Source organism: Mycobacterium sp. NGS34 (genome assembly GCF_059812845.1).
On record NZ_JCALDM010000007.1, the window covers coordinates 371374 to 386050 of the forward strand.

At 66.9% G+C, this 14677-nt stretch carries 14 protein-coding genes and 4 tRNA genes; 6 read left to right on the top strand and 12 right to left on the bottom strand.

Features of this window, described 5'->3' with window-relative positions; all coding sequences use genetic code 11:
* Positions 1-2: 2 nt before the first annotated feature.
* The gene (gene pstB, locus AC5Y7V_RS20010) at positions 3-779 is read left to right on the top strand and encodes a phosphate ABC transporter ATP-binding protein PstB (RefSeq protein ID WP_499881761.1); all 777 of its coding nucleotides are present in this window, start codon (positions 3-5) and stop codon (positions 777-779) included.
* 6 nt (positions 780-785) lie between these two features.
* Here the strand turns inward: pstB and phoU are convergent, their stop codons facing one another.
* The 5 genes from phoU to AC5Y7V_RS20035 form a co-directional block, all read right to left on the bottom strand.
* Positions 786-1454 carry a phosphate signaling complex protein PhoU gene (gene phoU / locus AC5Y7V_RS20015; protein ID WP_499881762.1) on the bottom strand — a complete coding sequence of 223 codons (669 nt, stop codon included), beginning with the start codon at positions 1452-1454 and terminating at the stop codon, positions 786-788.
* Between the two features lie 57 nt (positions 1455-1511).
* Positions 1512-3611: an LCP family protein gene (locus AC5Y7V_RS20020; RefSeq protein ID WP_499881763.1), complete on the bottom strand. Its 2100-nt coding sequence runs from the start codon at positions 3609-3611 to the stop codon at positions 1512-1514.
* Between the two features lie 204 nt (positions 3612-3815).
* A complete protein-coding gene (gene dusB, locus AC5Y7V_RS20025; RefSeq protein WP_499881764.1) occupies positions 3816-4949 on the bottom strand; it encodes a tRNA dihydrouridine synthase DusB in 1134 nt (377 codons plus the stop codon).
* 16 nt (positions 4950-4965) lie between these two features.
* Positions 4966-5988, bottom strand: a complete 1023-nt coding sequence (locus AC5Y7V_RS20030; RefSeq protein ID WP_499881765.1) for an acyl-ACP desaturase — start codon at positions 5986-5988, stop codon at positions 4966-4968.
* A 168-nt stretch (positions 5989-6156) separates the two neighbouring features.
* The gene (locus tag AC5Y7V_RS20035; protein ID WP_499881766.1) at positions 6157-6771 is read right to left on the bottom strand and encodes a TetR/AcrR family transcriptional regulator; all 615 of its coding nucleotides are present in this window, start codon (positions 6769-6771) and stop codon (positions 6157-6159) included.
* 68 nt (positions 6772-6839) lie between these two features.
* On the opposite strand from AC5Y7V_RS20035, the gene AC5Y7V_RS20040 reads away from it, so the two are divergent.
* Entirely contained in the window at positions 6840-7853 is a 1014-nt protein-coding gene (locus AC5Y7V_RS20040) for an oxygenase MpaB family protein (protein WP_499881767.1), read from the top strand.
* 89 nt (positions 7854-7942) lie between these two features.
* Here AC5Y7V_RS20040 and AC5Y7V_RS20045 read toward each other — a convergent pair whose 3' ends face one another.
* Positions 7943-8353, bottom strand: a complete 411-nt coding sequence (locus AC5Y7V_RS20045) for an ArsR/SmtB family transcription factor (RefSeq protein ID WP_499881768.1) — start codon at positions 8351-8353, stop codon at positions 7943-7945.
* Positions 8354-8371: 18 nt separating this feature from the next.
* A complete protein-coding gene (locus AC5Y7V_RS20050) occupies positions 8372-8872 on the bottom strand; it encodes a nucleoside deaminase (RefSeq protein ID WP_499881769.1) in 501 nt (166 codons plus the stop codon).
* 90 nt (positions 8873-8962) lie between these two features.
* Here AC5Y7V_RS20050 and AC5Y7V_RS20055 point away from each other — a divergent pair, with 90 nt between their 5' ends.
* Positions 8963-9862, top strand: a complete 900-nt coding sequence (locus AC5Y7V_RS20055; protein ID WP_499881770.1) for a class I SAM-dependent methyltransferase — start codon at positions 8963-8965, stop codon at positions 9860-9862.
* Here AC5Y7V_RS20055 and AC5Y7V_RS20060 read toward each other — a convergent pair.
* Together AC5Y7V_RS20060 and AC5Y7V_RS20065 are read right to left on the bottom strand one after the other, a co-directional pair.
* Positions 9852-10661, bottom strand: a complete 810-nt coding sequence (locus AC5Y7V_RS20060) for a TIGR04255 family protein (RefSeq protein ID WP_499881771.1) — start codon at positions 10659-10661, stop codon at positions 9852-9854. The two genes, AC5Y7V_RS20055 and AC5Y7V_RS20060, sit on opposite strands and share 11 nt — an antisense overlap.
* Before the next feature lie 115 nt (positions 10662-10776).
* A tRNA-Lys gene (locus tag AC5Y7V_RS20065) sits at positions 10777-10849 on the bottom strand.
* Positions 10850-10984: 135 nt separating this feature from the next.
* Here AC5Y7V_RS20065 and AC5Y7V_RS20070 point away from each other — a divergent pair.
* From AC5Y7V_RS20070 to AC5Y7V_RS20080, 3 genes are all read left to right on the top strand, one after another.
* Positions 10985-11057: transfer RNA gene (locus tag AC5Y7V_RS20070), tRNA-Glu, on the top strand.
* Between the two features lie 28 nt (positions 11058-11085).
* Positions 11086-11162, top strand: a tRNA-Asp gene (locus AC5Y7V_RS20075).
* Between the two features lie 26 nt (positions 11163-11188).
* Positions 11189-11265: transfer RNA gene (locus tag AC5Y7V_RS20080), tRNA-Phe, on the top strand.
* 4 nt (positions 11266-11269) lie between these two features.
* On the opposite strand, the gene AC5Y7V_RS20085 is transcribed toward AC5Y7V_RS20080, so the two are convergent.
* The 3 genes from AC5Y7V_RS20085 to AC5Y7V_RS20095 all read right to left on the bottom strand — a co-directional run bounded on the left by AC5Y7V_RS20085 (position 11270) and on the right by AC5Y7V_RS20095 (position 14590).
* Positions 11270-12922, bottom strand: coding sequence for a PE family protein (locus tag AC5Y7V_RS20085; protein ID WP_499881772.1), 1653 nt, complete (start codon positions 12920-12922; stop codon positions 11270-11272).
* Positions 12923-12983: 61 nt separating this feature from the next.
* Positions 12984-13436: a tautomerase family protein gene (locus AC5Y7V_RS20090; RefSeq protein WP_499881773.1), complete on the bottom strand. Its 453-nt coding sequence runs from the start codon at positions 13434-13436 to the stop codon at positions 12984-12986.
* A gap of 11 nt (positions 13437-13447) precedes the next feature.
* Positions 13448-14590, bottom strand: coding sequence for an LLM class flavin-dependent oxidoreductase (locus AC5Y7V_RS20095; protein WP_499881774.1), 1143 nt, complete (start codon positions 14588-14590; stop codon positions 13448-13450).
* Positions 14591-14677 lie beyond the last annotated feature (87 nt).

Sequence of the window (14677 nt, forward strand, 5' to 3'; positions counted from 1 at the left end):
TAGTGGCCAAGCGGTTGGACCTCAAGTCCATCAACATCTACTACGGATCGTTCAAGGCGGTCGCGGATGTGACGATGTCGATCCTGCCCCGCAGCGTGACCGCGTTCATCGGTTCGTCGGGCTGCGGCAAGACGACCGTGCTGCGCACGCTGAACCGGATGCACGAGGTGATCCCCGGCGCCCGGGTCGAGGGCAGCGTGCTGCTCGACGATCAAGACATCTACGGCCCCGGTGTCGACCCGGTCGGTGTGCGCCGCGCGATCGGGATGGTGTTCCAGCGGCCGAACCCGTTCCCCGCCATGTCGATTCGGGACAACGTCGTCGCCGGTCTCAAGCTGCAGGGTGTGCGCAACCGCAAGTTGCTCGACGAAACCGCGGAGCACTCGCTGCGCGGCGCGAACCTGTGGGAAGAGGTGAAGGACCGGTTGGACCGGCCCGGCGGTGGATTGTCCGGTGGCCAGCAGCAGCGCCTGTGTATCGCGCGCGCGATCGCCGTGCAGCCGGACGTGCTGCTGATGGACGAGCCGTGCTCGGCGCTGGACCCGATTTCGACGCTGGCCATCGAGGAACTGATCAGCGAGCTGAAGCAGGACTACACGATCGTCATCGTCACGCACAACATGCAGCAGGCCGCCCGGGTGAGCGACCAGACGGCGTTCTTCAACCTGGAGGCCACCGGAAAACCCGGCCGGCTGATCGAAGTCGACGACACCGAGAAAATCTTCTCCAACCCGACCCAGAAGGCGACGGAGGACTACATCTCGGGCCGCTTCGGCTAGCAAACGCTAGTGCGCCGGCGGTTTGGTCTCGTCCTCCGGCAGGCTGCCGGTCGCCTGGAAAATGACGCGCCTCGCCACTTCCACCGCGTGGTCGGCGAAGCGCTCGTAGAAGCGGCCCAGCAACGTCACGTCGACGGCCGCCGCGACACCGTGCTTCCACTCCCGGTCCATCAGCACCGAGAACAGATGCCGATGCAGGTCGTCCATGGCGTCGTCTTCCTCGCGGATCCGGGCGGCTTTCTCCGGGTCGCGCGACAACACCACCTCTTGCGCGTTGTTGCCCAATTCGACTGCCACCCTGCCCATTTCGGCGAAATACCCGTTGACCTCTTCGGGCAGCGCGTGCTGGGGATGGCGCCGGCGGGCGATCTTCGCGACGTGCAGGGCAAGCGCGCCCATCCGGTCGATGTCCGCCACCATCTGGATGGCGCTGACGATGGACCGCAGGTCGCCGGCGACCGGTGCCTGCAGCGCCAGCAGCACGAACGCGCTTTCCTCGGCTTCGGCGCTCAGCGCCGCGATTTTCTCGTGGTCGGAGATCACTTGTTCGGCCAGCACCAGATCCGCCTGCAGCAGGGCCTGGGTGGCCCGCTCCATGGCGATCCCCGCCAGCCCGCACATATCGCCCAGGCGCTCGGATAATCCCGAGAGCTGCTCATGGTAGGCCGTCCGCATGCCGCCAAGCCTACGTTCTCGGCGCCGGAAAAGGGTGGCGCGTAGCGCCAAATATCTTTACTCGCAGGTGGTGTCGGCCGCGTTGGTGACCGTCAGGTCGTCGGGCAGCTTCGTCGGAGTATTGCCCGACCCGCGCTCGATCTGCATGCTGATCGACGAGCCGGTGGGCGCGGGAGTGGCCACCGAGTTGAAGTCGGGCCCCAGCACCACCTGGATGACTTGGCCGTAGCCCGACACCCGCTGGATCTTCGCGTTGGCGAACGACGAGGCCACCGTCGCGGCGGCCTGCTCGTTGCCGGGCGAGAACAACACCGTCGTCGTGTTCACCGAGCTGGGATAGTCATCCGGCGTCATCACGTTGAAGCCGTTCCGCTTCAGCTGGCTGGTCGCGGTGGCCGCCAATCCGCTCTGCGCGGTCGCGTTGGATACCCGGACCGTGACATCCTGCGGCGCCGTCGTCGTCACCTGCTGGTGCTGGGCCTCCGGGGTCGCGGTGGGGCTCGGCGCCTTCTTGGTGGTGGGCGCCTTGGTCGGGCCCGAACCCGGCGTTGGGGTGGACGAGTTCCCCAAATTCAGCGCGTTCTGGTCGTTTTCCTCGGGCAGCGGATCGTCGTTGATGATCGCGTCGAAAAGCGCCCGCATGTCGGCCATCCGCGGGGGCTCGTCGCCGTTCTGGTCCGTCACGCCGGTGGGCACGGTGACAAACGTCATGTGTCCGGCCGCCATCCCCTGCAGTGACTGACCGAGCTGGACCAGGTCCTTGGTCTTGACGTTGTCGACGTAGGTGTCGTTGATGACCATGTTGACGACGTTGTTGAGTTTGTTGAGGTCGAGCAGGGTGTCCTCGGAGATCAGCGAGCGCAACAGCGACGACAGGAACAGCTGCTGGCGCTTGATGCGGCCGTAGTCACCGTTGGTCTCGGTGGTGACCTGGCGGGCCCGCACGTAGTTGAGCGCGGTCGGCCCGTCGAGCACTTGGCGTCCCCCGTGCTCGAGGACGGTGCCCAGTTCGTAGTCGTGTATCGGTGTGCGGCTGCACACTTCGATTCCGCCGAGGGCATCGACCATCTTCGCGAAGCCGGCGAAGTCGACGGCGATGAATCGGTTGATGCTCAACCCGGACAGCTTCTGGATTTCTTTGACCAGACATTTCGGGCCGCCGAACGCGAAGGTCGAGTTCAGCTTGGTCTCGGTATAGACCGTCTTGGGGCCCCAGGTCTTGGTCTTCGGGTCGTAGAGGGGTCCGTACTTGCCGGTGTCGGGGTTCCACGCCTCGCATTGGATCGGGGTGATCGCGAGGTCGCGGGGGAACGACACCGCCACCACACGTTTGCGGTTAGCGGGAATGTTGACCAGCATCACGGTGTCCGACCGCGCTCCGCCGGCGTCGTCGGCGTCCCCGGCGCCCATGTTGGCGTTATCCCCGGACCGGGAGTCCATCCCCACGATCAGGAAGTCTTCGTCGCCGTACTGGCCGCCGGGATCGCGGATGTCGCTCGAGTTCGGGTCGAGCGCGTTGACGACGTTGAGGCGGTTGTTCTTCGACGCGCTCCACTGCCACGCCCCGCCGGTCAGGGCCAGCGCCAGCACCGCGGAGAATGCCGCCATGGAACGCGCCGCCACCAAGATCGGGCTTCGCCGCCGTCGCTTGGCCTTCGGCTCGCGGTTCTCGGACTCCCGCTCGGGGGCGGGGCCGGCGTCGGTCTCGTCGGGTTCGAACTCGTCGTAATCCGCGTAATCCGCGTAGTCGGCGGCCTCGGGGTCGGGCAGCTCCGGCGGGGGCTCGAACAGATAGGCCGGGGTCTCGATCACCTGCGTTTGCTGCAGGTCGATGGGCAGGTCGGACCCGGTTTCGGGAATTTCGGCGTCCGGCGCGGCGTGGTGGTGACTGGGCCGGGCGGTGCTGGGGGCCCCGACTTTGGCGATCAGATCGGCGACCGTGAGCCCGCCGTCGGTGTGGCACCCCGCATTTTCGGCCTCGACGGCCTCGACGCTCTCGACGGGCTCGACGCCGTCGTCCGGGGCCGGCTCGGCCAGCCAGCGGTGGACGCCGTGATCGGACGGCGGTTCCGCGAACCGCTCCCACGGGGCAGCGCCCAGCGCTGGTGGCGGGGTGCGCCGAGGGCCACGAGTGGCGTCGGTGCCGCCATTACCCATGTCCGATCGGCCTCCACAACTCTGGTGCAATTCTGATGCGACGCCGGACTAGCCATCAGCGCCGCGAGCCGTGCCACCCGTGGGCCGCACGGTGTTCCCGCGCTCCCGCGGCGGCACGCAACCGACCCCCACCGAAGCGCAATGCAGCAAGGTCCACATCGTACTGAGTTATCGGCGCGGACGCGATTTCGCGCGTGTTAACGCTTAGCCACCCGAGTGCATGACGTCCGCCCCCGCGGGCACCGTGCAGGCGTCCGGGTCGGTCAGCCAGCCCTCGGGAAGGGCCACCCGGGATGGTGAGCCCTGCCGGCCGCGGGGGCCGCTCGCCGCGTCCGGAAACGGGACGGTGCGGTCCAGCCGGTCGAGCAGCGTGTCGAGCTCATCCAGCGTCGCGACCATTGCCAGCGCGCGCCGCAACTCGGATCCGGCGGGAAATCCGTGCAGGTACCAGGCGATGTGCTTGCGGATGTCGCGCATGCCCTTGTCCTCGCCGAAATGCGCGGCCAGCAGCCGCCCGTGCCGGCGCACGATGTCGGCGACCTCGCCCAGCGTGGGCGGGGTCGGGGCCGGGCTCCCGGTGAACGCGGCCGACAACTCGGCGAACAGCCAGGGCCGGCCCAGGCAGCCGCGACCGATGACGACGCCGTCGCATCCCGTGCTGGCCATCATGGCCAACGCGTCGCTGGCGTCATAGATGTCGCCGTTGCCGAGCACCGGGATGGTCCGCACCTGCTGCTTGAGCAGGGCGATCTGGTCCCAGTCGGCGGTGCCCGAGTAGCGTTGCGCCGCCGTGCGGGCGTGCAGCGCGACCGCGGCCGCGCCCTCGGCCTCGGCGATGCGGCCGGCGTCCAGGTGGGTGTGGTGCTCGTCGTCGATGCCGATCCGGAACTTCACGGTCACCGGGATGTCGGTGCCCTCGGTGGCCCGCACGGCCGCGGCGACGATCTGGCCGAACAGGCGCCGCTTGAACGGCAGCGCCGCCCCGCCGCCCCGCTTGGTGACCTTGGGCACGGGGCAGCCGAAGTTCATGTCGATGTGGTCGGCCAGGTTCTCGTCCGCGATCATCCGGGCCGCGGCGTAGGTGGTCGCCGGATCGACGGTGTAGAGCTGCAGCGAGCGGGGCGCCTCGTCGGGCGCGAACGTCGTCATGTGCATCGTGACCGGATGCCGCTCGACCAGAGCGCGCGCGGTCACCATCTCGCAGACGTACAGCCCGCTGACGGTGCCGACCTTGGAAAGCTCCAGCTCCCGGCACAGTGTCCGGAACGCGACGTTGGTCACGCCGGCCATCGGGGCCAGCACCACCGGGCTGGCGAGCGTGATCGGACCGATGCGCACGGAAGCTGCCGAAGGCTCAGCGACGACTCATCGTCAGCTTGCCGGCCGTTTCATGCAGCTCGAATGCCGTGGTCCTCTTGCCCGTGCGGGCCTCCCGATCGAGTTGACGCTGCTTGGACACCTCGAACTTGTCGCAGGACGCCTCGAGTTCCTTGATCAGGAGGGCCAGGTCGTCGCGCAATTCGGCCGCCTCGCCGGTGATGTCGTCACGCTCGAAGAAGCGCCATTTCTTCAGCACCGGCATGACGACGTCGTCGAGGTGGATGCGGGGGTCGTACACGCCCCCGACGGCGATCAAAACGGCTTTGCGCCGGAATTCGGGTACCTGGAAGCCGGGCATCTGGAAGTTACGCAGGATCTTGTGCAGCGACTTCGTCGCCTGGTTGGGGTCGATCTCGAACCCGGCCTCACTGACGTCGCGGTAGAAGATCATGTGCAAGTTCTCGTCGGCCGAGATCTTTGCCAGCATCTGGTCTGCGATCGGCTCGTTGCAGGCCTTGCCGGTGTTGCGGTGCGAAATCCGGGTCGCCAGCTCCTGGAACGTGACGTAGATGACCGAATCGAACAGGCTCTCGGCGAACAGGTCTTCCCGAACCTGGTGATTCTGGCCCGGGCTGAAGCCGCGGTTCACCACCTCGATGCGCAGCTTCTCCAGCTCGATCGGGTCGACCGCGCGGGTCACCACCAAGTAGTCGCGCAGCGCGATCCCGTGCCGGTTCTCCTCGGCGGTCCACCGGTTGACCCACTGCCCCCACGCGCCGTCCATGCCGAAGTTCATCGCGATCTCGCGGTGGTACGAGGGCAGATTGTCTTCCGTCATCAGGTTCTGCACCATCGCCACCTGGGCGAGGTCGGAGAGCTTGCTCTGCCCGGGTTCCCAGTCCTGGCCGCCGAGCGCGTAGTAGTTCTTGCCGTCCGACCACGGGATGTAGTCGTGCGGGTTCCAGGGCTTGTGCACGCTCAGATGCCGGTTCAGGTACTTCTCCACGACCGGTTCGAGTTCATGCAAAAGCTGTAAGTCAGTCAGCTCCGCTGACATGGCCCCTCCAGTTATCTGTGTCTGCGGGTAGCAGTCAATATATCTGTGTCCCCCGGTAGCATCAAGTTCCTCGCAGCGCGCCGCACGGCCCAGTTCTCGGCGGCGCACGGGGCGGTGCGGAGAACCTGGCTCCCTACGGCTAGCCAGTGCGGGGTGTGCGCGAAACCGCTACTCGGATTTCTCCTGCTCGGCGAGCGGCACGTAGGGCGCCGCCGCGCTGAACAGCATGTTGACGCAGTAGTCGATGAACTGCTTGCGGGTGGCCCCGAGCTGGCCGTTGAGATAGGCCGTGAACAGGCTCGTCAGCCCGCCGACCAGGCTGGTGGCGATCAACTTCTGCAGCACCGGATCGCCGATGCGCGACAGCTTGCGCTGCAGCAGGTCGATGAAGTTGGGCATCCATTCCGCGCCCGACCGCGTCAGCACCGGCTCCACCGCGGGCGCCAGCAGCAGCACCCGGCCCCGCACGGGATCGTCGACCATGAGCTCGACGAATTGTTCGACGGCCTCGCGCGGCGTCTTCGCCGAGGTGAGCGTGTTCATCGCGCGCGTGCAGACGTCGTCGTACACGGCGCGCACGAATTCGTCACGGTCGGCGAAGCTTTCGTAGAAGTAGCGTTCGGTGAGCGCGGCCTTCCGGCACACCGCACGCACCGTCAGCGCGGGACCGCGGTCGCTGCCGAGCAATTGCACGCCCGCGGTGATGAGGTTGTCGCGGCGGAGGGCGAGGCGGCTCTCGAGGGGCACGCCGGTCCAACGCCCCCGTCGTTGACCCGTCTGCACATCGCTCCTAAGCTCTAAAGTGACAACGCGTGTAGTCAGAATTGCCACATACTTACGGGGATCCAATAGTGACTCAACATACGTCCGCGGCCCGCCCGCTGAACAGCGGCGCCCACGACGGCGTGGCCGGCGGCTGCCCGGTGTCGCCGCTGGGCTATGCCACGCCTCCGGCCCCGCTCGGGCCCGATTCGTTGACCTGGCGGTACTTCGGCGACTGGCGCGGCATGTTGCAGGGTCCGTGGGCGGGATCCATGCAGAACATGCACCCGCAGCTGGGCGCGGCTGTCATCGACCACTCGACGTTCTTCCGGGAGCGCTGGCCGCGGTTGCTTCGCTCGCTGTATCCGATCGGTGGCGTCGTGTTCGACGGCGACCGCGCCCCGGGCACCGGCGCCGAGGTGCGCGACTATCACACCGACATCAAGGGGGTCGACGAACAGGGCCGCCGCTACCACGCGCTGAACCCCGATGTCTTCTACTGGGCGCACGCGACCTTCTTCGTCGGCACCATCCATGTGGCGGAGCGGTTTTGCGGGGGGCTGACCGAAGCGCAGCGCCGGCAGCTCTTCGACGAGCACGTCGAGTGGTATCGCATGTACGGCATGAGTATGCGGCCGGTGCCGGCGTCCTGGGAAGAGTTCCAGGAGTACTGGGACCACATGTGCCGCAACGTGTTAGAGGACAACTATGCCGCCCGCGCGGTCCTCGATCTGACCGAGCTGGCCAAACCGCCGTTCGCCCAATGGATTCCGAACCCGCTGTGGGCCGCGCAGCGCAAACTGATGGCCCCGTTCTTCGTATGGCTCACCGTCGGCCTCTACGATCCGCCCGTACGCGAGCTGATGGGCTACCGGTGGTCGCGCCGCGACGAATGGCTGCACCGCCGGTTCGGCGATCTTGTCCGCCTCGTCTTTGCCTGCGTGCCAAAGCGATTCCGCAAGCACCCGCGGGCGCGCGCGGGCTGGGATCGCGTGACCGGGCGGATCCCGCGCGATACACCGCTGGTGCAGACCCCGGCGCGCAACCTGCCGCCGGTGGACGAGCGCGACAACCCGAAGCACTACTGCCCGAGGGTCTCCTAGCTTCCGCTACGCGTGCGCGTGGCTGTGCGCGTCTTCGAGGTCGGACTGGTGGACGTGCGCATGCGGCGCCTCATGGGTGTGCTGTTCGGTCATCGTTTACCTTTCGGCTGCGAAATACGTTGTCGTTTAGGGCCGTTGGACACCGCCTTCAGCCCGCCCTCGGCTCGATGATGGAGGGGAACCCCGGGCCCGGCGTGCTCCGCGTTGCGCACCGCGTCGATGACGAGCTGGCGAACGTGATCGTTCTCCAGGCTGTAAAAGATGGTGGTTCCCTCGCGCCGCGTCCGGACCAGCCGCGCCATCCGCAGCTTGGCCAGGTGCTGGGAGACCGATGGCGCGGGCTTGCCCACGTGCTCGGCGAGTTCGTTGACCGACATCTCGCGATTGGTCAGCGACCACAGCACTTGCACGCGGGTGGCGTCGGCGAGCATTCGGAACACCTCGACGACGAGGCCGGCCTGGTCGTCGGGCAACCGGCCTTCGCTATTATCTGCATGCATACGCAGATAATAACCGCTTCATCCCGGCGGGACGACCGTGGCTTGGCGCCGGCCGCCGTTGCGTTCATTCCAGAACCGGTAGACGTCCACCGCGGCCTCCTCGGGTTGGTACCGCATCGGCAGCCGACGGTGGTCCCAGGCCTTGGCGAACTCGTCGTAGAACGTGGAGAGCTCGAAGTACTTGCGGTCATCCAGGTAGTACTGCCCGTAAGCCTCGCGGGTGGTGAGGAACACGACTTCCCTGGGCGAGCAGTAATAGAGCGAGCCCAGGCACATCGGGCACGGGTGGGCCAGCACGTAGATGGTGCTGTCGACGAGGTGCTCGGTGCCGAGCCGCATGCACGCTTCGCGAATGGCCAGTATCTCCGCGTGCGCGGTCGGATCGTTGGTCTGGGCCACCTTGTTGGCGCTCTCGGCCAGGATCTCGCCGTCGTTGACGATCACCGTGGCGAACGGGCGACCGCCTTGGGCGACGTTCTCGCGGGCCAGCTCGATCGTCCGCTGGGCGAAGTCCGTCACAGGTCGCAGGGTAGTCCCGCGCGGACGGGTGAGCGGCGCTGTGATAGTAACTAGATTGTCTATGTTTTTCGGCTGGGATGAGGACACACCATGGCGCGCACCGATCGTGATCGCTGGGACCTTGCGACGAGCGTCGGGGCGACGGCGACCATGGTCGCCGCCCAGCGGGCGCTGTCGACCGATGAGAAGTTGATCGACGACCCGTACGCGGCGCCGCTGGTGCGCGCCGTCGGCATCGACGTCTACGTCCGATTGGTCAACGGCGAGATCCCGGTCGGCACCGATTCCGAGTTCGACCCACAGCGCATGGCGCGCGGGATGGCCTGCCGCACCAGGTTCTACGACCGGTTCTTCCTCGACGCCGCACGCAGCGGCATCAACCAGGTGGTCATCCTGGCGTCGGGGCTCGACGCGCGCGCGTACCGCCTGCCGTGGCCGGCGGGCACCGTCGTCTATGAGGTCGACATGCCCGAGGTGATCGAGTTCAAGACATCGACGCTCAGCGACCTCGGCGCCGAGCCGACCGCCGAGCGGCGCACCGTCGCCGTCGACCTGCGCGACGACTGGGCCACGGCGCTGCGGGACGCCGGCTTCGATCCGAAGGCTCCCGCGGCCTGGAGCGCCGAAGGGCTACTGGTGTACCTGCCCGACGAGGCCCAGGACGCGCTGTTCGACAACATCACCGCGTTGAGTGCCCCCGACAGCCGCCTGGCTTTCGAATTCGTGCCCGACACAGCGATTTTCGCCGACGAGCGGTGGCGCGCACATCACGATCGGATGAGCGAACTCGGGTTCGAGATCGACTTCAACGATCTCGTCTATCACGGCCACCGCAGCCACATACTCGACCATCTGCAGCAGCGCGGCTGGCGGACGTCGTCGCAAACCGTCAGGGAGTTGCACGCCGCCAACGGCTTCGTCTATCCCGATGACGAGCTCGCCGAAGCCTTCGCCGACGTGACTTACACCAGCGCGACGTTTACCGGCTGAGCAGGTCGTCCTTCAGGCGGTTGGTGAGCATTTCCTGGAACACGGTGCGGGCCGGGTCGTACAGGTCCTGGAAGGTCGCCAGCACGGTGTTCCGGTCGTACTCGGGGATCGACCCGAGCGGGGTCCAGAAGCTGTCGATGTCCATCAGGAAGAACGGTCCCTGCTGGGCCGGCATGGTGCGGCGCAGGTGGTAGCTCGCGTCCAGCGCCTGACCCACGCCCGGGCCGTAGCGTACGATCATGGACTTGCCCGGCTGCGCCTCCCGGTAGACCGCCGCACCCTGCCATTCCGTCAGGGTCAGGCCGGCGGGCGCGATGCGTTGCGGTCCGAGCAGCGGCTCGGCGATCCAGTTGCTCCACTCGATGCGGCCGTCCACGCCCTGCGGGACCCGGATCTCGAGGACGTAGCGCAGGCCGAGGCGTTCCACGCCGACGATCGACGAGAACTGAGTGCGGGCGTCGATGACGCGCATCACCAGGTCGACCAGCGACTCGAAGTTGCTGTAGGCGGTGGTTTCGATTACAACCGCCTGCGCCTTCATCGAGGCGGCGAGCGTGTTGTCGCGGTTGACGTACCGGACGAAGCGCTCGGCGGCCGGCTGCGGTTGCCCGCCGGCGCCCATCGCCCAGGCCACGTCCTGCGCCTGGCGCTCGATGGGAAGCAGGTCCGCAAGCAGGTGTCTGAGTTCCCCGCTCGATGACTCCGTGAGGGAATCCGTTGCTGGATGACGGATTTCCATGGTTACCAGCGCTACTGGCGCGTTCGGGTAGGCCGCATCGACACTCATCTTGCCGAGCATAGTCAAGCCGTTCGGCGGTCAAACCGGGGCCATACCGCGTGTCGGCCGGGGCCAGGAGCCCTCAGACTCGGCCGTGGCGCCGTCGCGCATCTTCCGGGCAATAAGCGCTGGTCAGTGCCCCCACTAGGACTCGAACCTAGGACCTGCGGATTAAAAGTCCGTAGCTCTACCAACTGAGCTATAGGGGCGCGAACGTTCAGGATACTGTGCCCGGAACGCGGCTCGACCGGCGCTCGTTTGAGGATTGGGCCTGCGGTGACCTAAGCTGACGTGGCTCCCAACGGTAACTGCGTTGCGAGTGCCCCCGAAGTGATTCGGTTCTGGCCCCCATCGTCTAGTGGCCTAGGACGCCGCCCTTTCACGGCGGTAGCACGGGTTCGAATCCCGTTGGGGGTACGCGACGCGGAGACGCGGAGCAAAGCGAGGCCCTGTGGCGCAGTTGGTTAGCGCGCCGCCCTGTCACGGCGGAGGTCGCGGGTTCGAGTCCCGTCAGGGTCGCCAACACGGCGAGGCACTCAATGCCTTCCGGCCAGGTAGCTCAGTCGGTACGAGCGTCCGCCTGAAAAGCGGAAGGTCGGCGGTTCGATCCCGCCCCTGGCCACCACCAGTCAGAAGCTCCCGTACGGCGTCCCCGTGACGATCGCATATGCGGCCTCCCCGAGCACGGCAACCTCCAAACCGCCTAGCATCGGCAACAATCCGACGTCGGCGGCGATCGGATAGCCGATCGCGTTGACGAGCCCGGCCAGCGGCTGACCGTTGACCATCTGGGTCACCCCGTTCAGGAACAGGTTCACGTCGTAGGACGGCAACGAGACGAGGACGGCGGTCCCGATATCCGCCGTCGGAAGGAGCGTCGAGTACGCCGTCGAGACCGCGGTTGTGGCGGCGCCGACGATCTGGGTATTGGCCGCTTCGAACCCCGAGATGAGGTCGGCTATCGAGGGCGGCCCGCTGGGCGGCGCCAGTGTGCCGGGCGCCGAGGTAAATGACGTCAGCGCCTGAGATATGTCCTGCAGCGACGGCAGCTGCGGGGGTCCCTCGGCGGAAAGGTCGCCGATCGCGGCGCCGATGCCCTGATGAAGCCCACTGACCAGGGCCGGTCCAAGCGCCAAGGTGTCGCTGAGCGGCGGCAAGAAACCGAACGGGGTCGTCACGTCGGCCGGGCCGGTGGACCAGCCGAAATTCGGATCGCCGTAGCCCCAGTTGACCAGAGGCCGCAAGACCGGCTGGACCAAATCCGCGATCGGGTTGCCGACATAGGGGATGTATCGCACGGGATCCAGCAGCGGCAGGTTCTGGGTCGGAATCATGTAGAAGGTGGTGGTCGTGGGTCCCTGGGTCGGCAACACCACCGCCGAATTGATCTGCGTGGGCGTGAGGTTTTCGTAGCCCCCGTGCACCGTCACCATGCCCGCGACGGCATTCAGGTCGGCGAAGATATCGATCGGGTATTGCGGGAAGTCGGCCCAGCCGTCGTATTCGAGCGTGTAGACCTTGGTCACGAAGTCATTCGTCGGCATCGGGCCAAGCGTCGAAAAACCCAACGTCGGCAGGCTCAAGCCCGGGAAGCGCGCGTCCCAGCCGCCGTTGGGGTTCATCGAATTGCCAAGCAGCACAAAGTTGATCGGTAAGTTGCTCGGAGTGCCGGCGGGGTCCAACAACTGCATTTCCAGCGCGGCGATGTTGGCGCCCTGCGAGTAGCCCAGAACGTTGACGGTGTTTCCGGCGGTGAGTTGCTGTTGGATCGCGTTGTTCAGGGCCGTGACACCCCGGGCTATCGAAATGTTTTGCATCAAGTCCTTGATGCCGCTATCCGGATATTCGCCCGCGGGCATGAACAGTGCCTGCACCAGGCCGACGGGGAAATTGGGCGCGACGTACTTGCTGACCACGTTGGACACGAAATCCGGCGGAGGGAAAGGCATTCCGCTGCCGCCCAGCACGAAAGTGACGGGCGGGTCCGCCAGCGCGGCCACATTGGCGGCGTCGGTACTGGCGTAGGCGTTACCGGACGAGGCCAGGGCCCGGGCGAACTCGCCGTGGAACGCCGCCGCCCCCCTGAGCAGCGCCCGCCACTCCTGGCCGTACGCGCTGAAAAACTTCGCGACCGCCTCGGACACCTCGTCGGCGGCCGCCGCCGCCACGCCGGTCGTCCTGCCCGCCACGGCCGCCGCGGCCTCGTCGATCGTCGTCTCGATCGCCGCCACGTCGGCGGCCGCGGTCGCCAAGACCTGCGGCTGCGCGAACACGGACGCCATCGGCCCCTCCCTCCCACGCCAGCATAAAGCGGTCCGACGGGCTGGGCGGGCGTTCGGGCGTTCAGGCTAGGCGTTCATCGGGCATGTCCTCGGCCACAAGGCCTTTCACCTGTTGGTGATAGATGACCTTGCCGCCGCCGGCCCAATTGCCCTCGGGGATCTCGTGGATCAGCGTCCAAACATGAAACGCCCGGGGACCCTGCGGCTCGATGCCGGCCGCGGCGCACACGGCGCCGTGCACGTCGGCGGCGAGCCGTTCCTTTCGGTGTTGATCCAGCGCCCCTTCGAACACCGTCAGGTCGACCCGGAAGCGGGCCGCGCCCGGGCCGCGGCCGCCGACCAACAGCTCGCTCGCCTCCATCGGGTGCAGGTACACCAGCGTGTTGTCCCGCAGAAACGGTGTGTCCGGGGCGCGTTCGGCGCGCAGCAGCGCGGTCACCAGCTCGTCGGCCAGCCGGCCCAATGCGTCGTCGTCCAGCGACCCACGCACGAACGTCAAATCGATCATCGGCATCGCAAACCGCCTCACAGCTTTCGCAGGCCGCGCACGACCTTGACGTAGGGCGCGGTCACCGACGCGCTCTTGCGCAGACTCGGTTGGATGGCACCGGCGTTGCCGACGACGAGGTATTGCAATCCGTGGTCGCGGAACTCCGCGATCTGATCGAGGACCTCGTCGGGTGTGCCCACGGCGAACAACTCCCGGACGAGTGATTGTGGGGCCTTGGCCGCGTAGGAGAGCGCCGTCGCCTCGTCGATGGTTTGCGGGATGAGGTCCTGCACCCCGGTGAAGTCGTTTCCCATCGGGTGTTCGGCGCCGTGGCGGGCCCAGTCCTTGGCGGGACAGTTGAGGGTGAACACTCTGGCGATGTCGCTGTCCACGACTTCGTCGATTTCGTCGCGAGACCGACCGGTGACGATGAACCGGATGAGCGCGGGGGTGATGGCCATCGGGTCGCGTCCGGCGTCCGACGCCGCGGTGCGCACGAGCTCGAGCTGCTCCCCGTATTCGGTCGCGCGGGTCGTTCCGGGGAACCACCCGTCGGCGTACCGCCCGGTGGCCCGCATCATGCGCGGCCCGTGCGCGGCGATCCAGATCTGCGGCCATTTGCCCTTGTACGGGGGCAGCGCGAAAGTGGCCTTGTGCAAAGGGAAGAACGGTGAGTCGCGGGTGACCAACTCGCCGTTGGAGTTCCACAGCGCGCGAATGGTGGCCACCGCCTCCTCGAAGCGTGCCACCGGCTTGGACCAGTCGACGCCGTAGGGCGCGTTGCTTTCCCGCTCGCCGGTTCCAATGCCGAGCACCGACCGGCCCCGGGTGAGCAGGTGCAGCGACGCGGCGGCCTGCGCGGTGACGGCGGGGTTGCGCCTGCCGGTGTCGGTCACGGCGACGCCAAGGCGCATGCGGCCGAGCCGGTTGCGGCCGGCGAGGTAGCCGAGCATCGTCCACGGCTCGAGGTGAGCGTCCATCTTGGGGATGATGCGGGCGGCCCCCACGTGCTTGGGAGTCCACATCGACGGCGGCAGCACCGAATTGAGATGGTCGGCCACCCAGAAGGAGTCGGCGCCGCAGGCGAGCCCGGTCAGGTAGTCGGCGTGGATCAAGGGCTTTGGGCCGAAGCGCGAATTGATGGTGTTGTGCATTACGCCCACACCGAGACCGGCCATCTGTCTGCTCCTTCGAGCCGCCGGCCAGAGACTAGCCGATCGGCTATCCAGGGACGATAGAGCACGGACCGCGGTTGATCAATGGCT